Source organism: Falsiroseomonas sp. HC035 (assembly GCF_050563525.1).
In the GTDB taxonomy this organism is placed as follows: domain Bacteria; phylum Pseudomonadota; class Alphaproteobacteria; order Acetobacterales; family Acetobacteraceae; genus Falsiroseomonas.
The window spans coordinates 1-20,442 of sequence record NZ_JBNXUN010000023.1; the positions used below are offsets into that span (position 1 = coordinate 1).

A 20,442-nucleotide genomic window follows, 5' to 3' on the forward strand; every position below is an offset into this window, starting at 1 on the left:
AGGAGGTCTTCGACATCATTGAGACGGCGCCGGACCGCCTGCGCGAGGTGCCCGGCATCGGCCCCGTCCGCGCGGGCCGCATCGTCGCCGCCTGGGCCGAGCAGAAGGCCGTGCGCGAGATCATGGTGTTCCTGCACGCCCACGGGGTAGGCACCTCCCGTGCGGTGCGGATCTTCAAGACCTACGGCGCGAACGCGATCCAGGTTATGACCGACAACCCATATCGCCTCGCGCGCGACATCCGGGGCATCGGGTTCAAGACGGCCGACGCCATCGCCGAGCAGCTCGGCATTGAGAAGACCGCCATAATGCGCGTGCGGGCCGGCATCTCCTACGCCTTGTCGGAGGCCACGGGCGAGGGGCATTGCGGGTTGCCCAAGGCGGAGCTGGTGGCGCTGGCCGAGCGGCTGTTGGAGGTGCCGGCCGAGCTAATCGGCACGGCGCTCGATTTCGAGTTGGCCGAAGGCACGGTCGTCGCCGACCGGGTGGGCGATGCCGACTGCGTGTTCCTCACGGGCCTCCACCGGGCCGAGCAGGCGATCGCCGAGCGCCTGCTGCGCCTGCGGGAGGGCGCGCCGCCATGGGGCGCGATCGACGCCGGGAAGGCGATCGCCTGGGTCTCGGCGCGCATCGGCCTCACCCTCGCGCCGAGTCAGGCGGAGGCGGTGGGGCTGGCACTGGCCTCCAAGGCCACGGTGATCACCGGCGGCCCGGGGGTGGGCAAGACCACAATCGTCAAAGCTATCCTGCAGGTGCTGGCGGCTAAGGGCGTGCGCATGCTCCTCACCGCCCCGACGGGGCGCGCGGCAAAGCGGATGACGGAGGCGACCGGTCTGGAGGCGAAGACGCTGCACCGGCTGCTCGAGGCCGATCCGGCGGCCGGCGGCTTCAAGCGCGACGCCGATACCCCGCTCGACTGCGACCTGCTGGTGGTGGACGAGACCTCGATGGTGGACGTGCCGCTCGCAAACGCGCTGCTGAAGGCCGTCCCGGAGGGCGCGGCGCTGCTAGTCGTGGGCGACGTGGACCAACTGCCCTCGGTCGGGCCGGGGCAGGTGCTGGCGGACCTCATCGGCTCCGGCGCGCTGCCGGTGGTGCGGCTGACCGAGGTGTTCCGCCAAGCGGCGGAGAGCCGGATCGTGCTCAACGCGCACCGGATCAACCGCGGCCAGATGCCCGACCTCGAGCGCGCACCGCCGGAGAGCGACTTCCACTTCGTCCCGGCAGACGACCCGGAGACGGCGGTGGCGCGCATCCTCGAGCTGGTGCGGACGCGGATCCCCCGCCGGTATGGGCTCGACCCGATCCGGGACGTCCAGGTGCTGTGCCCAATGCAGCGCGGCGGCGTCGGCGCGCGGGCGCTCAACATCGAGCTGCAGGCTGCCCTGAACCCGGCCGGCGAGGCGAAGGTCGAGCGCTTTGGCTGGACCTTTGCGCCCGGTGACAAGGTGATGCAACTCGACAACGACTATGAGCGGGAGGTGTTCAACGGAGACGTCGGCACGGTCGCCGGGCTGGACGCCGAGGCGGGCGAGCTGACAGTAACCTTCGACGGACGGGAGGTCGCCTACGGTTTCGGGGAGCTGGACGCGCTGGCGCCGGCCTATGCCGTGACGATCCACAAGAGCCAGGGAAACGAATACCCGGCCGTGGTGATGCCGGTGCTAACGCAGCACCATGCCATGCTGCAGCGGAACCTGCTCTACACCGGCGTCATCCGTGGCAAGCGGCTGGTCGTGCTTGTGGGGCAGCGAAAGGCGGTCGGCATCGCAGTGCGCGGCGTCGCCGGGCGGCGGCGCTGGTCGAAGCCGCGGGAGTGGCTCGCCGGGGCGTCCGGCGCCGGATCCGCTCCTTTCGCGAGGTCTGCCTAATGGTCGCCCCTGGCATGCTGCAAAACGCCGCGGTCAGGGCGTGGCTCGGGGGCGTGGACCCTGCCTGGACCCTGCTCGACGGGCGGAGCTTTGACGCGCTCCAGCACACGCCACCATCGACCTTCGGCGGGCCGATCCGCCTCGCCGCCAACCTGTCCGCCGAAGAGCTCCGAAGATCCCCGTTCCACAGCGGGATGGTGGCCCTGCTGCGGGCAGGGACGCAGGGCGACGGCCTAAGGCTGACCGCGACCGGCAACCTGTCCCGGGCCGTCGTCGCGGAGATGATCGACCACTTTCTCTGGCCCGCCTTCGACCGGGCAGAGGCGTTCCGGCTCCACAAGGTGGTGAACGAGCCGGACTTCTTCCCGCTCCATCTGGCCCGCCAGCTCGCCGAGACGACGCGGCTGCTCCGTCGGTTAAAGGGCCACCTGAAGGCTTCGCCTCGAGGGCGCAGCGCGCTTGAGGAGGCGAACCTCCCCGCGCTGGCCGCGCTGCTCTTTCACTTCGTCATGTGGAAAATCGACTTGAGTGACCTCGGGCGCGGCCTGCACGGCCGCTGGCCGCAGGGTGACATTGGCGTCGTGTTGTGGTCGCTTTCCGTGGCGGCGGGCGACTGGCAGGCGCCGGAGCGGCTGACCCGCCTCTGCACGATCCCGATCAACGGGGTTCTCGAATCCACCTGGGACTCAGGCAGCCTGGCAATGGAGGCCAGGATCCTGAAGCCCCTGCTCTGGTTCGGCCTGCTCGAGCATCGGCGCGAGCCCGTCGAAGGCAAGCTGCTCGCCAGCCGTCACCTGTACCGGAAGACAGAACTGTTCGACCGCTTCGTCGCCTTTGCCGTCAAGACGGAAGCCGATGCTGCGCTCCGACACTGAAGACATTGGGTGTAGCCCTCGCAATTGGTGCTTGCGGCCGTAATGGCCATAGTTGGTGCCGCAGTTGCCTTTGCCACCTCCGGACATCATCCGCCGGCAGCAGAAAGCGAGATGAATTACATGCCCTTCGATCCGCTCCGATAGAGCGAGCATCTATCCGGGTGCCAAGAGTGACCATGTGAGACCAGGCTTCATCCGCGCGCTGGAGTGGGTCTGCACGGCCGTCGCGTTCGGGTTGATGCTGTGGATTCTGATTGCTGTGGTGGACGAGGTGGCGCTGCTGGTGGCGACGTTCCTGATGCTGGTGGTCTTGGCGCTGGCCTGGAGCATGGGCTGACGGGGGCTCCGACAAAAAAAGCCCGGCGCGCTGAGTGCGTACCGGGCCGAGTTCAGGGAGAGATCGTCCATGAGCGGGCCTATGGGCCGACCCCACGGGGATCTCGCGGCAGATGGCGCCGCCTGCCTGATCGCGCAACCTCTCATCGATCCCTCGGCGCACAGGCCGTTGCCTTGGCCTGGTAGACCTATTCCGGGTCACGGATGATGAACGGAACCTTCACGTCTGTGGCTCGGTTCATTACCAAAGAAGGGCCTCTGCTCCTGGGCCTGCGTAGGCATCTTGAAACCGGCTTGGCGCGTTGAGCCCCTGGCAACGATGCGGTCCCCTAATGCGCAAGCTCATCCCCTTGCTTCTCCTGCTGCCAGTCGCCTGCGCCGGCCCGACCCGGCCGGACCCTACCGCATGGATCGGGAGCTCCGAGGCCGCGCTGGTTTCCAACCTCGGTGTACCCGACCGGGTTTATGAGCAGGATGGCCGGCGGGTGCTGTCCTACGACAGAGCCGGGTCCTCTGCCCCTTTGGTAACGCCCTCGATCGGGTTTGGCGTTGGCGGCTTTTCCGGCGGAGGCCGTAGGGGAACAGGCATCGGCACTGGCCTTGGCCTTGGCCTGGGCTTTGGCGGTGGCGGTGGCGGCGGCCTGGCGAGCTGCACCACCAGCTACGATCTGCGTGAGGGACGGGTGATTGGCGCAGCCCGAACTGGCCCAGGTTGCGGCTGAGCGCAGGACTAAGGGGCATCTCACGATGTGCGGCCGCTTCACGCAGCGTTACACCTGGGCCGAGCTGCACGCGCTGCTCGACCTGATTGGGTCACCCCGCAACCTCCGCCCCCGCCACAACATCGCGCCGACGACCAGCATAGACGTGGTGCGCGCCGGCGAGGCTGGCCGCGAGGTTACCCAGATGCGCTGGGGTCTGATCCCGGCGTGGTGGAAGAAGTCGGCGAAGGAGGTGCCGGCGACCTTCAACGCCCGCGCCGAGACGGTGGCGGAGAAGCCGATGTTCCGCGACGCCTTCAAGCGCCGCCGCTGCATCATCCCGGCGTCCGGCTTTTACGAGTGGACCGGCGGGAAGAAGGACCGCCAGCCGCACCTGTTCACCGCTGCCGACGGTGCGCCCGTGCTGGCCTTTGCCGGCCTGTGGGACCGCTGGCACGACCCGGCCGCGGCGGAGGAAGTATTGAGCTGCACGATGATCGTCTCGGGCGCCAGCGCCTGGATGGAGGCGTACCACGACCGCATGCCGGTGCTGCTGGGCCCGCAGGATTTCACCGGCTGGCTGGAGGGGTCGCTAGGGGCGGAGGCACTGGGCCCGGCGCCTGCCAGCGCACTGCGGGAATGGCCGGTGTCGAAGCGGATGAACGCCACTGGTGTCGGCGACGACGACCCAACCCTTCTCGAGGCCGTGTCGGCGGCAGGCTGAGCGGTGGTTACCGAACCGGCCGCCGTATGCCGCGCCCAATGCGGCTCTCCAGGATGTCTTGGATAAAAGCCTGCACGGCAGAGCTGTGCGCCAGGCCCGCACTTGGCGCGCCGCGCCCGAACAACACACCCACATCGGCTGAACACCACCGCGGCGTCCGCGGGCCGAGGTGAAGCGACGGCGTGGGCAGCTTGCCGGCGCGTGCCAGGCGCGGCAGTTCGTCCACGCGGACGCTGATGTGCACCGCCAGCGCATCGCGGTCCAGCCAGCGGGCGCGGTCACCGGTGCCAGGGGTTCGTCTCCTCCGCTGGCCATGCGGTTCAGCCACGCCTGGTTCGACGTCTGGCTGCTACGCCGCCACCCTGTCCTGCATCACCGGCGCCTCTGTCTCCCGCGCTACCACTCGGGCAAACGCCAGCACCGCCTTGCGTCGGTCTTCCGACAGTACGGCCCACAAGCCGACAAGCTCTGCGATCTCCGCCGGCGATGGCTGCCCTGTTGCGCCCGGTTTGCCCTGCTTCGCATCCATCTACGCACCCTCGTCTGCGCCATTCCGCTTTCGTGTCTATTGCGTGACGATATCGACTACCGCAAGAAATCTCAAGTTGAGTGATGTGTTATTTGTTCGCTTTTATCGTGGGTTTGGGTCGCACCGCTCCTGTCGCCGCCCACGGCCGTTGTAGGGCCGTGCCAAACCTTCCCGGATCATCACCTGCGCGAGGTCGCGGCCAGCGCGGTCGCGGACGATGGAGAGCGTGCGCCGGTATCGGTTCCGGCCGTGGCGCTCCAGCCAGACGCGGGGCTGCAACAGGCCGCGCAGCCGGGCGGTGGCACGGGCGGCGAGGCGAGCCTCGGCAGGGCACCGGGCACGCTTCTCCGGCGCGTCCAGGCCCATCATGCGGATGGTCTCGCCGGAGACACGGATGGTGTCGCCGTCGATCACCTGGGCGCGCTGGGCGGCTGCGGGAGTGATCAGCAAGGTGAGGGCCAGGCCCACCGTGGCAAGGCTACGCATCGCGCAAGATGCCTATGCCTGCTGCGCGATTGCCACCTCTAGGACGGACCCGCCGAAGTAGCTCGCTGCGAAGCAGCCGCAATCTTTGCCTTCATCTCTGGCGACCAGTCCTCTGGAGCTGGCTCGGTGGGGTGGCGCTGGCGAAGGACAGGCCGACCCGCAACAGTTCGACTTTGGGCAAACCCTGGAATGGATCATCGGGCGGGGGACGGTTAGTTTGCAAAAGTGGCAGACCTGCGTGGCTCAAGATTTCGGCCGCTCGTTTTTCTGCGGCCTGGGCCAGGGCGCGCACCTCGTCCGCAATGACGGCGAGATCTTCGCGGCACCGCTTGACAAGACGGTCTGCTACCTCGCCACGCCGCTCGACGGTGCCCGGCCGCCGGCGATTGGCAAGATCGCCTGCGTGACCGAGGAACTCGGCTCCGTGGCCTTCCGGAAGGTGGAGGGCTCGCTGGGCGGGCTCCATGCCGGGGCGATCCGCCGCGCCAATCCGGAGGCAGTGACGGAGGCGGAGGTGCGGCTGGCCGGTATGGTCGCAGACGTGCTCGAAGCGCTGGGCTGACGCCGGCGCCCGGTCTCGCCGCCGTCTCGCAAGAGCGCGCTGGACAAAAATTCGCCGAGGAATCAGGATTCTGGCCTGATTGCCTGGAATTCCATGCCGCGTGTCCCCACGCCCACTCCGCAGCCACCAGTCCGAGTTGCTCGGCATCGTCCGCGCCATCGCCGCGGGCGAGGCCTCGGGCGTCAGTGACATCCTTGCCGCCGTCACGCCCGGCGGCGGCAAGTCCCTGCTGCCGGTCATCGCCGCCCAGGCGCTGATCGGTGCCGGCCTGTGCGAGCGCATCTGCTGGGTGGTGCCACGCGACAGCCTGCGCCTGCAGGCCGAGGAAGCCTTCGCAGATCCCGTCTGGCGCAGCGCCCTCGGCCATGGGCTTTCCGTCCGCGCCGCCGACAACACGCCCGACCCCTGCCGCGGCCTGGCCGGCTACGTCACCACCTACCAGGGCATCGCCGCGGCGCCCGACCTGCATCTGGCCGAGTTCCGCCGCCACCGCACCCTGCTGGTGGTGGACGAGGTGCACCACCTGCCGAGCCTCGGCCACAACGACAATACGGGCGGGGAGGCCGACGACGCCGCCGGCTGGTCGGCGGCCATCGAGCCGCTGTTCAGCCTGGCGGCGCATCGCCTGCTGCTGTCCGGCACGCTGGAGCGCGCCGATGGCCGCCGCATCCTGTGGCTGCCCTACCGCCGCGGCGCCGGGGGACGGGAGGAGGTCGACCTCGCCGCTCCCGGCTGGGCCGTCATCGGCTACAGCCGCGCCAGGGCGCTGGCGGAGCGCGCCGTGCTGCCGGTGTCCTTCGGTGCGCTGGATGGCGAGGCGTCCTGGCTGGGTCCGGAGGATGCGCAGGGCGCGCGCGCGCATCTTGGCCCGCACCGCCTGCGTGCGCCGGCACCGCATGAGGCGACGCGCCCTGCCCTGTTCACCGCCCTTCGCACCGGCTTCGCCGACGCCCTGCTGCGCCGCGCCTTCGACACCACGCGAAGCCTGCGCGCGGAACGCCGCGCGCAAAGGGCGCTGGATGCCCCGGCCCGCGGCCTCGGCAAGCTGCTGGTGGTGGCGCCGGACCAGGTGCAGGCGCGGCGCTACCTGGAGACCCTGCGCTGTTGGGTGCCGCCGGCGCAGGCCGCCACGGTGGCGCTGGCGGTCTCCCAGGAACGCGACGCGCATGAGACGCTGGCGGCCTTCCGGCTGACGCCCGAACCCTCCATCCTGGTCACCGTCGCCATGGCCTATGAGGGGCTGGATGCGCCGGAGGTATCCGTGGTGGCGGCGCTGACCCATGTGCGCTCCCGGCCCTGGCTGGAGCAGATGGTGGCGCGCGCCACGCGGGTGGACCCGCAGGCCGGCCCCTATGCCACGCAGCGCGCCACGGTCTTCCACCCCGACGACCCGCTGTTCGCGCGCTTCCGCTGGCGGATGGAGCGTGAGCAGGGCACGCGGGCGAAGCCGCCCCGCCCGACCCGCCAATCCAGCCTGCCCCTGCCGGAATGGCTGGAGGCGGAGATGGCCGAGACGCGGGAACGCCAGGGCATCGTGCCGCTGGAAAGCAACGCGCTGGCGCTGCGCCTGTCCACGCTGCGGCCGGGCCCCGATCTGGCGCAGGGCCTCGCCGCGGCGCGCGCGCCCGACCCGCAGGGTACGCTGCTGGAGCCGCCCTCCATCGCCGAGCGGCGCCTGCGACAGCGCGTCGGCGAATTGATCGCGGCGCAGGCGGTGGAGGACATGGCGGATGGCTTGGCCACCGCCCTGCCGCGTGGCAACGGGCTGTACCACGCTTACAACGCCGTGCTGAAGCACGCGACCGGCGGCAAGGGACGCGCCGCGATGTCGCTGGCGGAGCTGGAGGCAGCGCTGGAATGGCTCGGCCGCAACCGGCTGCACGATCACCTGCACCTGCTGGAGGACGACCACCGCTTCGGCTGGCGCGCCCGCCCGCAAGGTGCGTGGAAGCCGCCATCGCGGGCCCTGCGATGATCGGCGCGGCGAAAAGGAGAAGCTGTCATGCCCACACCCACGCGCGACCGCACCCGCGCCTTCTGCGACCGCTTCGGCCTGCGGGCGCCAATCCTGCTGGCGCCGATGGCCGGCTCCAGCCCGCCCGGTCTCGCCGCCGCGGTGGCGAATGCCGGCGGCCTGGGCGGCTTCGGCGCGCTGATGTCGAATCCCGACGCCATGCGCGACTGGGCCGCGCAGTTCCGCGGTCGCAGCAACGGCGGCTTCCAGGTCAACCTCTGGATTCCGGACCCGCCGCCGGCCCGTGACGCGGCACATGAGGCGCGGGTGCGGGCGGCGCTTTCACATCTGTCCGGCATCGAGGTGCCGGACCCGGACCCAAGCCGCCTCCTGCCGGATTTCGCGGCGCAGTGCGAGGCGATGATCGAGGTCGGGCCGGCGGTCGCCTCCTCCATCATGGGTCTGTTCCCGGCGGAGGTGGTGGCGCGGCTGAAGGCGCGCGGCATCGCCTGGTTCTGCAACGCCACGACCGTCGCCGAGGCCCGCGCGGCGGAAGCCGCCGGTGCCGATGCCGTGGTGGCGCAAGGCGCGGAAGCCGGGGGCCATCGCGGCAGCTTCGAGGATGCGGCGGCGGAGCACACGCAGATCGGCCTGTTCGCGCTGCTGCCGCAGGTGGTGGACGCGGTCCGCATCCCCGTCATCGCCGCCGGCGGCATCATGGACGGACGCGGCATCGCGGCGGCGCTGACATTGGGCGCCAGCGCCGTGCAGATGGGCACCGCCTTCCTGCGCTGCCCGGAAGCCGCGATCAACCCCGCCTGGGCGGCGGCGATTGGGCGCACGGCACCCGAGGATACAGTGATGACCCGTGCCTTCAGCGGCCGGCTGGCGCGCGGAATCCGCAACGAAGTGACGGAAGCCTTCGCAAACCCGGCGCTGAAGCCCGCCCCCTACCCCGTGCAACGCGCCCTGATGGTGCCAGTGCGGGCGGCGGCGGAGGCGGCGGGGAACGTCGCGCAGATGCAGAGCTGGGCCGGCCAGGGCGCGGCGCTGTCGCGGCCGGAGCCGGCGGATGCCCTGGTACGGCGGCTGTGGGAGGAGGCGCAGGCGCTGCTGCCGTGAGGCATACTCCTCATTTGGTGTTGCGTGGAGCATCACATGCTGCCATCCTCCCGTCCTGGAGGTAAGCCATGGCCAATGCCGTCCTAAGCCTGACCCCATCAACCGGCCCCGCTCGGCCACCGCAAACTTTCGCGCGGGAGGAAGACCGCGCGCGCCTGACCGCGTCCTCGATCCTGGCGCTGCGCGGCCTCGCCAAGGCCTGGGCGCTCACGGGGCCGGAGGCCGCCATCCTGCTGGGCGTCTCCGAAAGCACCTGGGACCGGATCAAGGCCGGCACCTGGCGCGGCGTCCTGTCGCAGGACCAGCTCATGCGAGTGTCCGCGATGATCGGTACCTTCAAGGCGCTGCACCTGCTGTTCGCGGACGACATGGCCGATCGCTGGGTGCGGCTGCGGAATGCGGGTCCGTTGTTCACCAACCTGTCCCCACTCGAGGCGATGATGGAGCGCGGCATCCCCGGCATGATCGAGATCCGGCAGCATGTCGACGCGCTGCGCGGAGGCCTCTGACCACCCTTGGACCATCCCGTCCTCCGGCTGGCCGAGCCGCGCATCGTCCGCCTGGTCTCGACCGCCCGCCTGCGCGACCCCGTGCTGCATCTTCTGTTGCGCGACCCCGCCCTGGGCGACCTGCCACGCGAGCGGCTGGACGCCATCGCGGCCGATCTGGCGGAGATCGAGGGCGCCACGAGCGCGCGCCTGACCCTGGAATCCGCCGCCGCCTCGCTGTTCCCGCGCGGCCGGCCGCACGCCAACCTGGCGAACGCCGCCTTCGCCTATGGCCGCCCACAGGAAGCCAACCGCTTCAGCCCGGCCGGACGCGGCGCCTGGTATGCCGCGCTGGAGGTCGAGACCGCGCTCGCCGAGGTGCGATTTCACCTCACGCGCAGCCTGCGGGAGGCTGGCTCTTTCCAGGCCATAGTGGAGTGGGGCGAGCTGTGGGCCAGCGCCGCCGGCGAGTTCGTCGACCTGCGGGACGTCGAGCCGAAGCCCACCTGCCTCGACCCCGATCCCGCCATCGGCTACCCGCCCGGCGTCGCGCTGGCGGAGGAAGCGCGCGCCGCGGGGCTGAACGGCATCGTCTATCCCAGCACGCGCCATCCCGGCGGCACCTGCCTCTTGGCGCTGTGGCCGCACGCGGTGCAGTCCGTGGCGCAGGGCACCGTCTGGCGCATGGTCTGGGCCGGCACGCCTGAGCCTGCCGTCGAGCCGCTTGGCAATTGTTCTCGTCCGTGTAGGAACGCGGCTTGGTCTTCGTCGCCTGCTAATCCATCGAACACCTCCAGCTCAAGGCTTGGCCCTGGTGCCAACGGAAACCAGGGAGGAACAAAGACGAGTTGCCGAAGGTTGTGAAGGGTGTCAGATTCCGCAATGGCATCGAGGTCATCAGCACGCCGGCGTAGACCGTGGCCTGATCAGCCGGCCGTCATTCATCTTTCCGCATAGCTCGCGATAAAGAGGTGAGAACGATGTTTTCCGGCGCACACATCGTCGATCCTGCCACGGCTGCGAAGTTCAAGACCACCCGCAGCACCGACCCTGCGGAATTCACTGCCAGTTCGCGCATCAGCACCCGCCTTCCGGGGGTTAGCTACAACTACGGCTACCAGCTGCGGGACCGCGGGCTGTGGCGCATGCGCTTCAACGAGCCGATCTTTACTATGGCGGACCGCTGTGCTGGCACGATTGAGGCGTGCTTCGCTGAAAATCGCTTCAGCACCGAGGTCACGCTCAGCGGCGACGAAAGCAGCATGTTCGTCGTCGTGATGCCCTGTAAGGGCGCGCTGACGCTACTGCAGGACGGCGCCGCGACGACGGCCAGCGAGGGCCGCGGTCTGGTCATGCGTCCGAGCCCGCGCGCCCGGGTGGTGTTCAGTGACGCCGGCGCCCGCGCCAATCTCTACTTCAAGGTGGCAGAGGTCGAGGCGGCGCTGCGGCACGCGCTCGACCGCGACTTGCGCCGGCCGCTCGAATTCGCGCCCGGACTGGATTGGACCTGCGGCTTGGCCGTGAGCTTCAAGCGCCAGTTGGATGCCGTATTCGCCGAGTTCCAGAGCCTTAACGGAGTGGCTGACAATCCCGTCGCGCTCGCCGCCACGACCGACCTCCTTGTGACGCTGCTGCTGCGCGCCGCGCCGCACAACTACACCGACCAGCTGGACACCGGGGCTTCATGCGCGGTTCCGGCCTACGTGCGGCGCGCTGAGGAGTTCATGCGCGCGAACAGCGCCAAGCCGATCCGCATCGCTGAGGTCGCCGTCGCGGCCGGATGCAGCGTGCGCAACCTGAACGACGTGTTCCGGCGTTTCCGCGGCACGACGCCGCTTACCGCGCTGCACGCGATCCGGCTGGACGCGGTGAGCGAGGCTTTGCTGGCCGTCGGCACCGGCCCCGGCACATCCGCGGCAGCCGTCGCGTACCGCTACGGCTTCACCAACCTTTCACGCTTCGCCACCGCGTATCGCCGCCGCTTCGGCGAGTCACCATCGGAGACCGCGCGCCGCACTGCGGGCTTTGTCAACGCTCGCGCCAGGATGGGTGCCCGTTGATTGCCGCCAAGAGCTGACTTGGTTGGCGGTGAAGTTGCCACTCAGATGTCACCCATGTTTGGACGCCAGATCCGCGTGTAGAAGCTGAGAAACCACCTGGGCCTCAGGTCCTCTACAGCCACTTTCCGCCAATTCCCGTGGTAGCCCGGGCCCGCGGCGATACTTCGGCACCCGACCATTAGCGAACTCTCGCACAGCGACTTGGGGTCTTGGCGCCGCGGCAGCTACGACGCCATCTCCCGCCACGCGAGTTCGCCGCCGAGCAGCAGCAGACTGACGAAGAAGCACAGCCGGAAGACCTCGGGCCGGACCCGCGCGCGGAGCCAGGCACCGAACGCCATGCCGACAAGTGCCGGTAGAACAGCCAGGACTGAAATGGCTGTGGTGGCTAGTGGCAGCGCACCATGCAGCACGAGCCCGGCCGTGAGCGCGAGGGTGGAGACCGTGAAGGACAGGCCGAGCGCCTGCACGAGGTCGTCCCGCTCCAGCCCCAGGGAGCCGATGTAGGGCACGGCGGGGATGACGAACACGCCCGTCGCGCCTGTGACCGCGCCGACCAATGGTCCCGCCAACGGCTCCGCGGCGGGCGGCACGCGCAGCCTGGGCTTTGCCAGGCCGACGACGCCGTAGAGGGCCAGCGCGGCGCCGAGGAACGCCGTTGCGGCGCCCGCATCGGTTCCGACGATCACCCCCGACCCGGCGAGGGTGCCCGCGACAATGCTGACCATCATGGGCCAGAGGCGGCGCAATAGGGCGCCGAAGAGCGGGCCGGCAAGAAGCTGCCAGACATTCGTCACGAGCGAAGGCACGATGAGCAGGGCGGCGGCCTCTACGGGCAGCATGGCGAGGCCGAGCAGCCCCATCGCGACCGTCGGTAGGCCGAGGCCGATCACACCCTTAACCCGCCCGAGGTCCGCAGGCTGGCCCGCTCCATCATGCGGCACGTCATGGGGCGGCATCGCCGCCCGGACCTCTCCCACATCTCCATGCGCCTCGACCACCGGGCCGCCTGCCTCGCGGCCCCGACCAAGGCCACGCAGGGCGGCAAGGTCGGCTGGTGGGTCAACCTGTCCACCATGGAGGCGGGCCGGAGAATCGCCGTCCCGCTGCTGACCTACGACTACCACGCGAAGCGGCCCGGTCGTGTCACCAATGGCGTGCAGATCAACCTGAACCGGGAAGGCTGCCTGACCTTCGGCGTGGTGACGGACATGGGCGAAGCCTGCGCCAAGAGCCGGGCGGACTACGACGGCCACGGCGTCCTCGCCCTCGACTTCGGCCTGTCCACCCTGTTCGCCACGTCCGAGGGACAGTTGCTCGGTCAGGGCTGGCTCAAGCGCCTGCGGCGCTACGACGCGCTGCTGACCATGATCGCCACCAGCCAGCAGCGAGCCGGGAAGAAGCCCCGCGACAGCAAGCGGTATCGGGCGCTGGTCGAGGACGTGCGCGGGTTCCTTCGCACCGAGGTCGCGCGCGTCCTGAACCGCCTCGTGGCGCAGGGGCGCCTGAAGGAACTGGTCCTTGAGCGGCTTGACTTCCGCAACCCGGACCTGTCGCGCCGCCTGAACGCCATCCTACGGAACTGCGGCAGGTCCGTCATCCAGTCCAAGTTGGCCGACCTCGAACAGCGGTTCGGCATCACGTCCACCGAGGTCAACCCGGCATACAGCAGCCAGACCTGTAATGCCTGCGGCTATGTGGATGCCAGAAATCGCCGCTCACAGAGCAGGTTCCAATGCCTGTGGTGCGGCCACACCAAGCACGCCGACCTCAATGCAGCACCGAACATCGGGGGGCGCCGTGCGCTTCCTATCGGTTCGGTGTTCCAGAGGAAGGATGCATTCCTTGCCGAAGTCGTGCGCGCCATCGGGGAGCGACGTGTCCGCGCCTTACGCGCGGGCAGAACCGGGATCAGGGGTGCCCCCGCCGACCCACGCCAGACCAACCCTCACTTCGGTGGGGCGCCGCTGGCCGTGGTGAGGTCATCCGAGCGCCGTGAGGCGCCCGTGAAATCAGGAATGACACAAGCCCTAGCGGCCTAGTGCTCCAACTTGATAGTGCCCACCGATTCCTGCTCTGCCACGCTCTGGCTGCCGCCGCGTTGCTCCTTCTGGACCACGACAGAACGAGGCCGCGGCATGGGCAAGAACCGGCTCCAGGTGACCTGGGATGCACTGCGGACGAGCCTCTGGCTCGTTCCCGGCCTGATGGTCCTGGCCGGTGCCGGGCTTGCCTGGGCCATGCTGGCGGTGGATGCCGGGCATGGCGGCGAGGACAGGGTGCTGGGCTGGTGGATGAATGCTGGCAGTGGCGAGGATGCGCGCAACCTCCTCTCCTCGCTGCTCACCGGCGTAATCTCGATGGCCGCCATGGCCTTCTCCGCAACGGTCGTCGTGCTGACCCTCGCAGCCAGCCAATACGGGCCGCGGCTGATCCGCGTCTTCCGCTCCGACCTGACGACCCAGGCCACGCTCGGCACCTTCGCCATGTCTATCGTCTATCAGGTCCTCATCCTGCGCGTGGTCCGCGGCGACGCCGAATTTCAGGACGTGCCGCACGTGGCGATCAGCCTCGGCACGGCGCTCGCGCTCGCTTGCGTCCTGGCGTTGCTCGTCTTCATCCAGGAGATGACTAAGATCGCCGTCGCCAACGAGATCATTGCCCGTGTTGGGCGCGAGTTCGACGAGGCTATCGAACACCTTCCGCTGCTGGAGGAAGACCGCAGGCGTGGGGGCGGCGAGGAGGAGGCCTCGCGGGGGGCAGTTGGCGGTCGCGGTCGCCCGGCGCAAGGAAGGTTATGTGCGCTCGATCGACTATGATGTCCTGGTAGCCTGGGCGGAGCGGCACGATGCGGTGCTCCGCGTTGATTTCCGCGCAGGCGATTTCGTCGTCGCCGGTGACCGCCGTATCCCGGCGCTGCCGCCCGGGGGCGGAGGCGGCGGACCGCGACGCCATCTGCGAAGCCGCAATGGTTGAGCGCGAGCGGACGCCGACGCAGGACCTTGAGTTCGCCGTGCGTCCCCTGTTGAGGTGGCAGTGCGGGCCCTTTCGCCCGGCATCAACGACCCCGCGACCGCGATCGCCGTGGTGGACCGGCTGCGCGGCTGCCTGGCACGGCTGTCGGGACGGCAACTGCCGAGCCCAAGCTTGTACGGCGCGACAGGTCGACTGCGCGTGGTGCGCCAGACGACGACCTTCGGCGGCGTCCTCGACGCCGCTTGCAACCAGATGCGTCAAGCCGGGGCGGGTCACACGGCGGTGGTCATCCACCTCCTCGAGGCGATCGCCCGCATCGCCGAGCACGCCCGAACGAGGAGCAGTGCGACGCACTGGTGCGCCACGCACGCATGATTGCGGACGCCGGCCATCGCGAGGCGGCCGAGCCACGGGACCGGGAGGACATCACGCGGAGTCTGCAGATGGCGGAGAGGAAGCTTGACCACGGAGAAGCTGCGGGGCGGGGTAAGGGATACGCGCGGCCGGGTTCCCCCGCGGCTCCCCTCGAGGCCGCGAGTCCACTCCGGTAACAAAAGGACAACCGCCCTGCTTCGACGGAAGATCTGTAAGCCGCGTCGTCCTTACCGACCGAAACGAGTCCGGGGGCTGCTCAGCAAAGAACCGCTTCCGTGATTTGCAACTGATATGGTGCCAAATTTGCGGTCTCAGAAACGCCGCCATAACGCGCTCTCGCAACGTCACGCGGAACAGATACGATTTCCTGTTTTGTTGCCACTCAATTCTCACTATAACGTGATTTATGCCCGATGGTCTTCGTAGCCCTCTTCCGGCGGTCCCGGCGTCCGACGCCAAGCATGCGGTCACTGCGACGGTCTGGAAGCCCCGGACGGCTGTGGACCGTATCCGGGCGGCGCTGCCGCCGCCCGGGCGGCTGGCGCGGATCGCGCTCGGCCTCGGTCTGATCCTTGTCGCCGGGGTCTTCCTGCACGATCGCTTCTTCGTTGCGGGGGCGCGGCAGGCGGTGATGAGCGGAGCCGTCCTCACGCTCCGCGCGCCCATCGAGGGGGCGCTGCGGCTGGCCTCCACGGCGGAGGCGGGCCAGGTGCTGCCGGCCGGCACCGTGATCGGCGAGGTGCGCAATCCGCGGGTGGACGACGCCCGCCTGGCCGAGCTCGCCCGGCAGCGTCGGCTGGCCGAGGTCGAGCTCGCCGCGCTCGGCCGCCGGCAGGCCGACGCGCTTGGGGAACTGGAGGCGGCGAGGCGCCGCTCTGGGTCCTTCATTGCGGCGCGCAGCGAAGTGCTCGCCGCCCGGCTCCGGGAGGCCGCTTCGGCCGAGGCCGCCGCCCAGGCCCGTGCGCGCGAAGCCGCCGCCGTCGTGCGGCGAGCGGTGAGCCTGGCGGCGAGCGGCGTGCAGTCGCCCGCTGCGCTGGACGCCGCGCGCCGCAACGGCGCCGTCGCCCAGGCCGAGCTGTTGGCCGCCGCCAGCCGCCGCCGCGGCGCAGCCGCCGAGGAGGCGGCGGCGCGCGCCGGCACGATCGCCTCCGACCCCTCCAACGACCGGTCCGTCTCGCAGCAGGCGGAGGACCGACTGCGCCTACTGCTCGCCGAGCTGGCCGCGCAGCGTGAGGAGATCGCGGCCCGCGGCGCGGCGATCCGTGACCAGGAGGAGGCGGAGGCCGCGCGGCTCGCCCGGCTGCGCGAGGCGCAGCTCGCCGTGCCGGTGCAGGCACGGCTGCTGCGCCGCCTCGCGCAGGATGGGGAGCAGCTCCGTGCCGGGCAGGAAGTGGCGCAGCTGGCCGATTGCGGCCAGCTCGAAGCAGTGGCGGCGGTGGAGGCGCGGGTATTCCGCTCGCTCGCCCCTGGCCAGACAACGTGGTTCCGCGTTGCGGGCGGCGTTTGGCGGGAGGGGCGCATCGCCACCCTCGCCGCGGAGCCGCCGGCCGCCGACGGCACCGGCGGGCGCTTCCAGGTGGTGGTGCGCTTCGCGCCGGCCCCGGACGACGCCGTCGAATGCGCGGCGGGGCGGCTCGGGCGGCTGGTGTTCTAGCCGGCCCCATGGGCGAGCAGATCCTCCTCGCAGCGGCGCCGACGCTCGTGCTGCTCGGGCTCGGCCTGATGGTGCTGCCGCAGGTCGATCCGCGGCGGCCGTGGCCGCGGATGGTGGTGGCGGCGGTCGCGGCGCTGCTGCTGGTGCGCTACATCCTCTGGCGCGTGACGGAGACGCTGCCGGCGGCGGAATGGTCCCTCGGCTACGCTGCGGCGGTCGGATTCTTAGGGGTGGAGACGCTCTCTTCCTTCGCCGGGCTGCTGCTTCTGCACGTCCTATCCCGCACGAAGGACCGGAGCGCGGAAGCCGATTCGTACCAGCACTTCCCGGTGGACCGGTTCCCCGACGGCGCGCCACTGATCGACGTGCTGATCCCGACCTACAACGAGAATCGCGAGATCCTGCTGCGCACGCTGGTCGGGGCGCTGGCGCAGGACTATCCGCTCTACCGTGTCTGGGTGCTGGACGACGGCCGCCGGCCCTGGCTGCAGGAGATCGCCCAGGAGCTGGGCGCGAACTACCTGACGCGCGCCGACAACGCGCATGGCAAGGCTGGCAATATGAACGCCGCGCTCCGCCTGCTGCTAGCGCTGCCCGACAAGGCTGGGGCGGTGGCCGTGCTCGATGCGGACTTCGTGCCGGCGCCGCAGTTCCTGCGCCGCTCCGCGGCGCTGCTGCAGGACCCGGCGATCGGCTGTGTGCAGACGCCGCAGTACTTCTTCAATCCCGACCCGATCCAGCTCAACCTCAAGGCCACCAACATCGTGGCCGACGAGCAGCGCTTCTTCTTCGACGTCATCTTGGCATCGAAGGATGCGCACGGCACCGCTTTCTCCTGTGGGACCTCGGCGGTGGTGCGCGTCAACGCGCTGGAGCAGATCGGCCTCTTCCCGACCGAGAGCGTGACGGAGGATCTGCTGCTCTCGGTCAAGATGACGGGCTGCGGCTGGCGCACCGCCTACCTGAACGAGCCGCTCTCCGCCGGTCTCGCGCCGGAGGGGATGCAGGAGTACCTGACGCAACGTGGGCGCTGGTGCCTCGGCACCATGCAGATCGTGCGCACGCCCTGGGGGCCGCTGTCGCGCGGGCCGACGCCGCTGATGATGCGGCTGCACACGCTCGACACCGTGCTGTTCTGGACGGTGGGGTCGCTGATCAAGGTGCTCGCGCTGCTGGTCCCGCCGCTCTACTGGTGGTTCGGGCTCACGGTGATGCAGACCGATCTGCCCAGCATCATCGCCCATCTCGGGCCCTACTGGGTGGTCTGCGTCGGCTTCCTCGGCTGGGTCAGCCGCGGCACGAACGTGCCGGTGATGGCGGAGGCGGTCGGCATCCTCGTCGCGCGGGAGGCGATGCGGGCCAGCGTCATCGGCCTTTTCGGGTCGCGAAACCAGAAGTTCAAGGTCACCGCGAAGGGCACGAACCGCGACCAGGTCGTGGTGCAATGGAGCTTGGTCGGGCCTTTCCTCCTGCTCGCGCTGGCGACGATGGGCGGGCTGGTCTGGCGGGTGCTGGAGGGGCCGCTGCCGGGCACGCCGCCGGACATCGAGGTGATGAACCTGTTCTGGAGCATCTACAACTGCGCCGTGCTGTTCATCGCCTGCATGATCTGCGTCGAGCAGCCACGTTTCCGCCGCGAAGAGCGCTTCGACGCCGACGAGGCGGCGCTGCTCACGGGCCCCGACGGCGCGGCCCAGTGGGCCAGGCTGCGCGACCTGTCGATCCTCGGCGCGCGGGTGGAGGCGGCGGGCTCCATTCCACGCGGCTCCGTGGTGCGACTGTTTGTCGAGGGGGTCGGCGAGCTGGAGGCGGAGGTGCGGCGCGCCACGCCAGCCGGGCTGCACTTGGCCTTCGCAGCGACGCAGCAGGAGCAGGCGGCGCTAATCCGCAAGGTCTTCTCGGGCGCCTATTTGCGCTCCGTCACTCGCACGCCGCCAGGGCGGCTGGTGGCGACGCTGGCGCGCCGCGCCTTCAGCTGAGGCTGCCCCCTGCCGCAGTCGCCCCGGGCGGAGCGCGGCGGAAGCCCAGCCTCGGCCAGCCGCGCGACAAGCCTCGGTACGAGCCCACAGAGGGCAACCGGTTCACGGACTGTCACAATCATCAGAACACGCAACAGATCGGCCGCTTCACCGCCTTTCGGTCATCCAATTCCCCCCAACTCGCTCAGAGATGCCGGTTGACGCCATGTCCGCTACCGGGAAGGAGGCAGTGACGCCAGATGTCAGGTATGGACGGATTTTGTTGGAAAAGGCTGTTGAGATCGGGCGCCGGCGCTGATTCAGTCCTCCTGGTAGAGGAGGGCACGGCCATGATGGGCGAGCGGCCGGTGCGGCAGAAGGCGCTGTTCTACGGCTTCAGCCTTGAGGAGCATGTGCCCTCCGATCACCTGCTGCGTGCCATCGACCGCTTCGTCGAACTGAGCGACATCCGCCGTCAGCTCAAGCCCTTTTACAGCGCGACTGGCCGGCCGTCGGCCGATCCCGAGCTCATGATCCGGATGCTGCTGATCGGCTACTGCTGCGGCATCCGCTCCGAGCGGCGCCTGTGCGAAGAGGTCCACCTGAACCTTTGCCGCGTACCGAACCACTCCACCTTCTCCAAGAACCGGCACGGCCGCTTCCGCGACAGCGACCTGCTGCGCCAGCTGTTCGAGGCGACGGTACGGCGCTGCATGGCCGAGGGCATCGTCGGCGGCCAGGGCTTTGTGGTGGATGCCAGCATGATCCGCGCGGACGCCAGCCGGCAGAAGGGCGCCGCCAGCGCTGCCGATCTGAACCCGGAGGGCGCGAGCCGGACAGTCGGCGAGTATCTGGCGGTGCTGGACGATGCCGCCTTCGGCGCGGCGACCGAGGTGCCGCCGAAGTTCGTCTCGCCGACCGATCCCGCCGCGCGCTGGACGGCGGCGGCCGGTGGGTTGGCCTACTATGCCTACTGCGACAACTGCCTGATCGACGTCGAGGCCAGCACAGCGGTGCGCCAGGCGGAGGTCGGCGCCGCGCAGACCATGTTGGTGCGGACCGCCGAGACCTTCGGCCTCTGGCCCGGACGCCTGATCGCCGACACCGGTTACGGCTCGGCCGCGATGCTGGGCTGGCTGGCCGATGAGCAGGGGATCGAGCCGCACATCCCGGTGTTCGACAAGTCGCAGCGGACGGATGGCACCTTCAGCCGCTCGGACTTCATCTACGACCACCGGCGCGACCTCTACATTTGCCCGGGCGGCAAGGAGCTGCTGCACTACCGGCGCCAGTTCGTGCGGCCCCGTCTAGGCGTCGATGCCGAAGGCCTCATGCGCTATCGCGCCACCAAGCACGACTGCGGCGGCTGCGCGCTGAAGCCCCGCTGCTGCCCGAACCACCCGGCCCGCAAACTGCCGCGCTCGATCCACGAGGGCGCGCGCGACATGGCCCGGGACATCGCCAGGACCGAGGAGTACGCGGTCTCGCGGCGGCAGCGGAAGAAGGTCGAAATGCTGTTCGCCCACCTCAAACGCATCCTTGGCCTGAGCAGGCTGCGGCTACGAGGTCCGAATGGTGCCCGTGACGAGTTCCACCTCGCCGCCGCCGCGCAGAACCTCCGCAAGCTCGCGAAGCTGCTCCCACTGCCCACGCCGGCACCCGCCGGCTGATGCGGTAGCGTCGGGAGAGCCCGAACCGCGGTCACCCGCACCGAGCAGGCACCGACCCCAGAGCCGGTCCGCCAAGCTCTTTTTCAACAGAATCGACGCAA

General features: G+C 69.7%; 18 protein-coding genes and 1 pseudogene. 17 read left to right on the plus strand and 2 right to left on the minus strand.

Annotation, left to right across the window (positions count from 1 at the left end):
- From recD2 to ACLF3G_RS26410, 5 genes are all read left to right on the plus strand, one after another.
- The coding region (recD2, locus tag ACLF3G_RS26390) for an SF1B family DNA helicase RecD2 (RefSeq protein WP_430672374.1) at nt 1-1,871 on the plus strand (1,871 nt) is incomplete at its 5' end.
- Between the two features lie 14 nt (nt 1,872-1,885).
- Nucleotides 1,886-2,746, plus strand: coding sequence for a hypothetical protein (locus ACLF3G_RS26395; protein WP_430672375.1), 861 nt, complete (start codon nt 1,886-1,888; stop codon nt 2,744-2,746).
- Between the two features lie 178 nt (nt 2,747-2,924).
- Nucleotides 2,925-3,083: a hypothetical protein gene (locus tag ACLF3G_RS26400; RefSeq protein WP_430672376.1), complete on the plus strand. Its 159-nt coding sequence runs from the start codon at nt 2,925-2,927 to the stop codon at nt 3,081-3,083.
- A gap of 746 nt (nt 3,084-3,829) precedes the next feature.
- Nucleotides 3,830-4,507 carry an SOS response-associated peptidase gene (locus tag ACLF3G_RS26405; protein WP_430672377.1) on the plus strand — a complete coding sequence of 226 codons (678 nt, stop codon included), beginning with the start codon at nt 3,830-3,832 and terminating at the stop codon, nt 4,505-4,507.
- Between the two features lie 169 nt (nt 4,508-4,676).
- Nucleotides 4,677-5,120 carry a hypothetical protein gene (locus ACLF3G_RS26410; protein WP_430672378.1) on the plus strand — a complete coding sequence of 148 codons (444 nt, stop codon included), beginning with the start codon at nt 4,677-4,679 and terminating at the stop codon, nt 5,118-5,120.
- Between the two features lie 18 nt (nt 5,121-5,138).
- Here the strand turns inward: ACLF3G_RS26410 and ACLF3G_RS26415 are convergent, their stop codons facing one another.
- Nucleotides 5,139-5,522 carry a thermonuclease family protein gene (locus ACLF3G_RS26415; RefSeq protein ID WP_430672379.1) on the minus strand — a complete coding sequence of 128 codons (384 nt, stop codon included), beginning with the start codon at nt 5,520-5,522 and terminating at the stop codon, nt 5,139-5,141.
- Nucleotides 5,523-5,760: 238 nt separating this feature from the next.
- On the opposite strand from ACLF3G_RS26415, the gene ACLF3G_RS26420 reads away from it, so the two are divergent.
- From ACLF3G_RS26420 to ACLF3G_RS26445, 6 genes are all read left to right on the plus strand, one after another.
- On the plus strand, nt 5,761-6,084 hold the full coding sequence (locus ACLF3G_RS26420; protein WP_430672380.1) for a hypothetical protein: 324 nt from the start codon (nt 5,761-5,763) through the stop codon (nt 6,082-6,084).
- 100 nt (nt 6,085-6,184) lie between these two features.
- Complete coding sequence (locus ACLF3G_RS26425; RefSeq protein ID WP_430672381.1) at nt 6,185-8,059, plus strand: DEAD/DEAH box helicase; 1,875 nt, start codon at nt 6,185-6,187, stop codon at nt 8,057-8,059.
- A gap of 27 nt (nt 8,060-8,086) precedes the next feature.
- Nucleotides 8,087-9,160 carry an NAD(P)H-dependent flavin oxidoreductase gene (locus ACLF3G_RS26430; protein ID WP_430672382.1) on the plus strand — a complete coding sequence of 358 codons (1,074 nt, stop codon included), beginning with the start codon at nt 8,087-8,089 and terminating at the stop codon, nt 9,158-9,160.
- Between the two features lie 68 nt (nt 9,161-9,228).
- Nucleotides 9,229-9,669: a hypothetical protein gene (locus ACLF3G_RS26435; RefSeq protein ID WP_430672383.1), complete on the plus strand. Its 441-nt coding sequence runs from the start codon at nt 9,229-9,231 to the stop codon at nt 9,667-9,669.
- A gap of 6 nt (nt 9,670-9,675) precedes the next feature.
- Nucleotides 9,676-10,512 (plus strand): RES family NAD+ phosphorylase, encoded by an 837-nt coding sequence (locus ACLF3G_RS26440; RefSeq protein WP_430672384.1) that lies wholly within the window; start codon nt 9,676-9,678, stop codon nt 10,510-10,512.
- Between the two features lie 116 nt (nt 10,513-10,628).
- The gene (locus ACLF3G_RS26445; protein WP_430672385.1) at nt 10,629-11,708 is read left to right on the plus strand and encodes an AraC family transcriptional regulator; all 1,080 of its coding nucleotides are present in this window, start codon (nt 10,629-10,631) and stop codon (nt 11,706-11,708) included.
- Nucleotides 11,709-11,932: 224 nt separating this feature from the next.
- On the opposite strand, the gene ACLF3G_RS26450 is transcribed toward ACLF3G_RS26445, so the two are convergent.
- Nucleotides 11,933-12,652 (minus strand): sulfite exporter TauE/SafE family protein, encoded by a 720-nt coding sequence (locus tag ACLF3G_RS26450; protein ID WP_430672386.1) that lies wholly within the window; start codon nt 12,650-12,652, stop codon nt 11,933-11,935.
- Between ACLF3G_RS26450 and ACLF3G_RS26455 the strand changes: the two genes are divergently transcribed.
- The 6 genes and pseudogenes from ACLF3G_RS26455 (at nt 12,644) to ACLF3G_RS26480 (ending at nt 20,341) form a co-directional block, all read left to right on the plus strand.
- Nucleotides 12,644-13,750 carry a zinc ribbon domain-containing protein gene (locus ACLF3G_RS26455; RefSeq protein WP_430672387.1) on the plus strand — a complete coding sequence of 369 codons (1,107 nt, stop codon included), beginning with the start codon at nt 12,644-12,646 and terminating at the stop codon, nt 13,748-13,750. The two genes, ACLF3G_RS26450 and ACLF3G_RS26455, sit on opposite strands and share 9 nt — an antisense overlap.
- Nucleotides 13,751-13,846: 96 nt before the next feature.
- Nucleotides 13,847-14,527 carry a DUF2254 family protein gene (locus ACLF3G_RS26460; protein WP_430672388.1) on the plus strand — a complete coding sequence of 227 codons (681 nt, stop codon included), beginning with the start codon at nt 13,847-13,849 and terminating at the stop codon, nt 14,525-14,527.
- A pseudogene (locus tag ACLF3G_RS26465) lies at nt 14,508-15,059 on the plus strand (DUF2254 family protein). Before ACLF3G_RS26460 ends, ACLF3G_RS26465 begins: the two are co-directional and overlap by 20 nt.
- Before the next feature lie 499 nt (nt 15,060-15,558).
- Nucleotides 15,559-16,713, plus strand: a complete 1,155-nt coding sequence (locus tag ACLF3G_RS26470; protein WP_430672389.1) for an HlyD family efflux transporter periplasmic adaptor subunit — start codon at nt 15,559-15,561, stop codon at nt 16,711-16,713.
- An 8-nt stretch (nt 16,714-16,721) separates the two neighbouring features.
- Nucleotides 16,722-18,692: a glycosyltransferase gene (locus ACLF3G_RS26475; RefSeq protein ID WP_430672390.1), complete on the plus strand. Its 1,971-nt coding sequence runs from the start codon at nt 16,722-16,724 to the stop codon at nt 18,690-18,692.
- Nucleotides 18,693-19,021: 329 nt separating this feature from the next.
- Nucleotides 19,022-20,341 carry a transposase gene (locus ACLF3G_RS26480; protein WP_430672391.1) on the plus strand — a complete coding sequence of 440 codons (1,320 nt, stop codon included), beginning with the start codon at nt 19,022-19,024 and terminating at the stop codon, nt 20,339-20,341.
- Nucleotides 20,342-20,442: the final 101 nt, after the last annotated feature.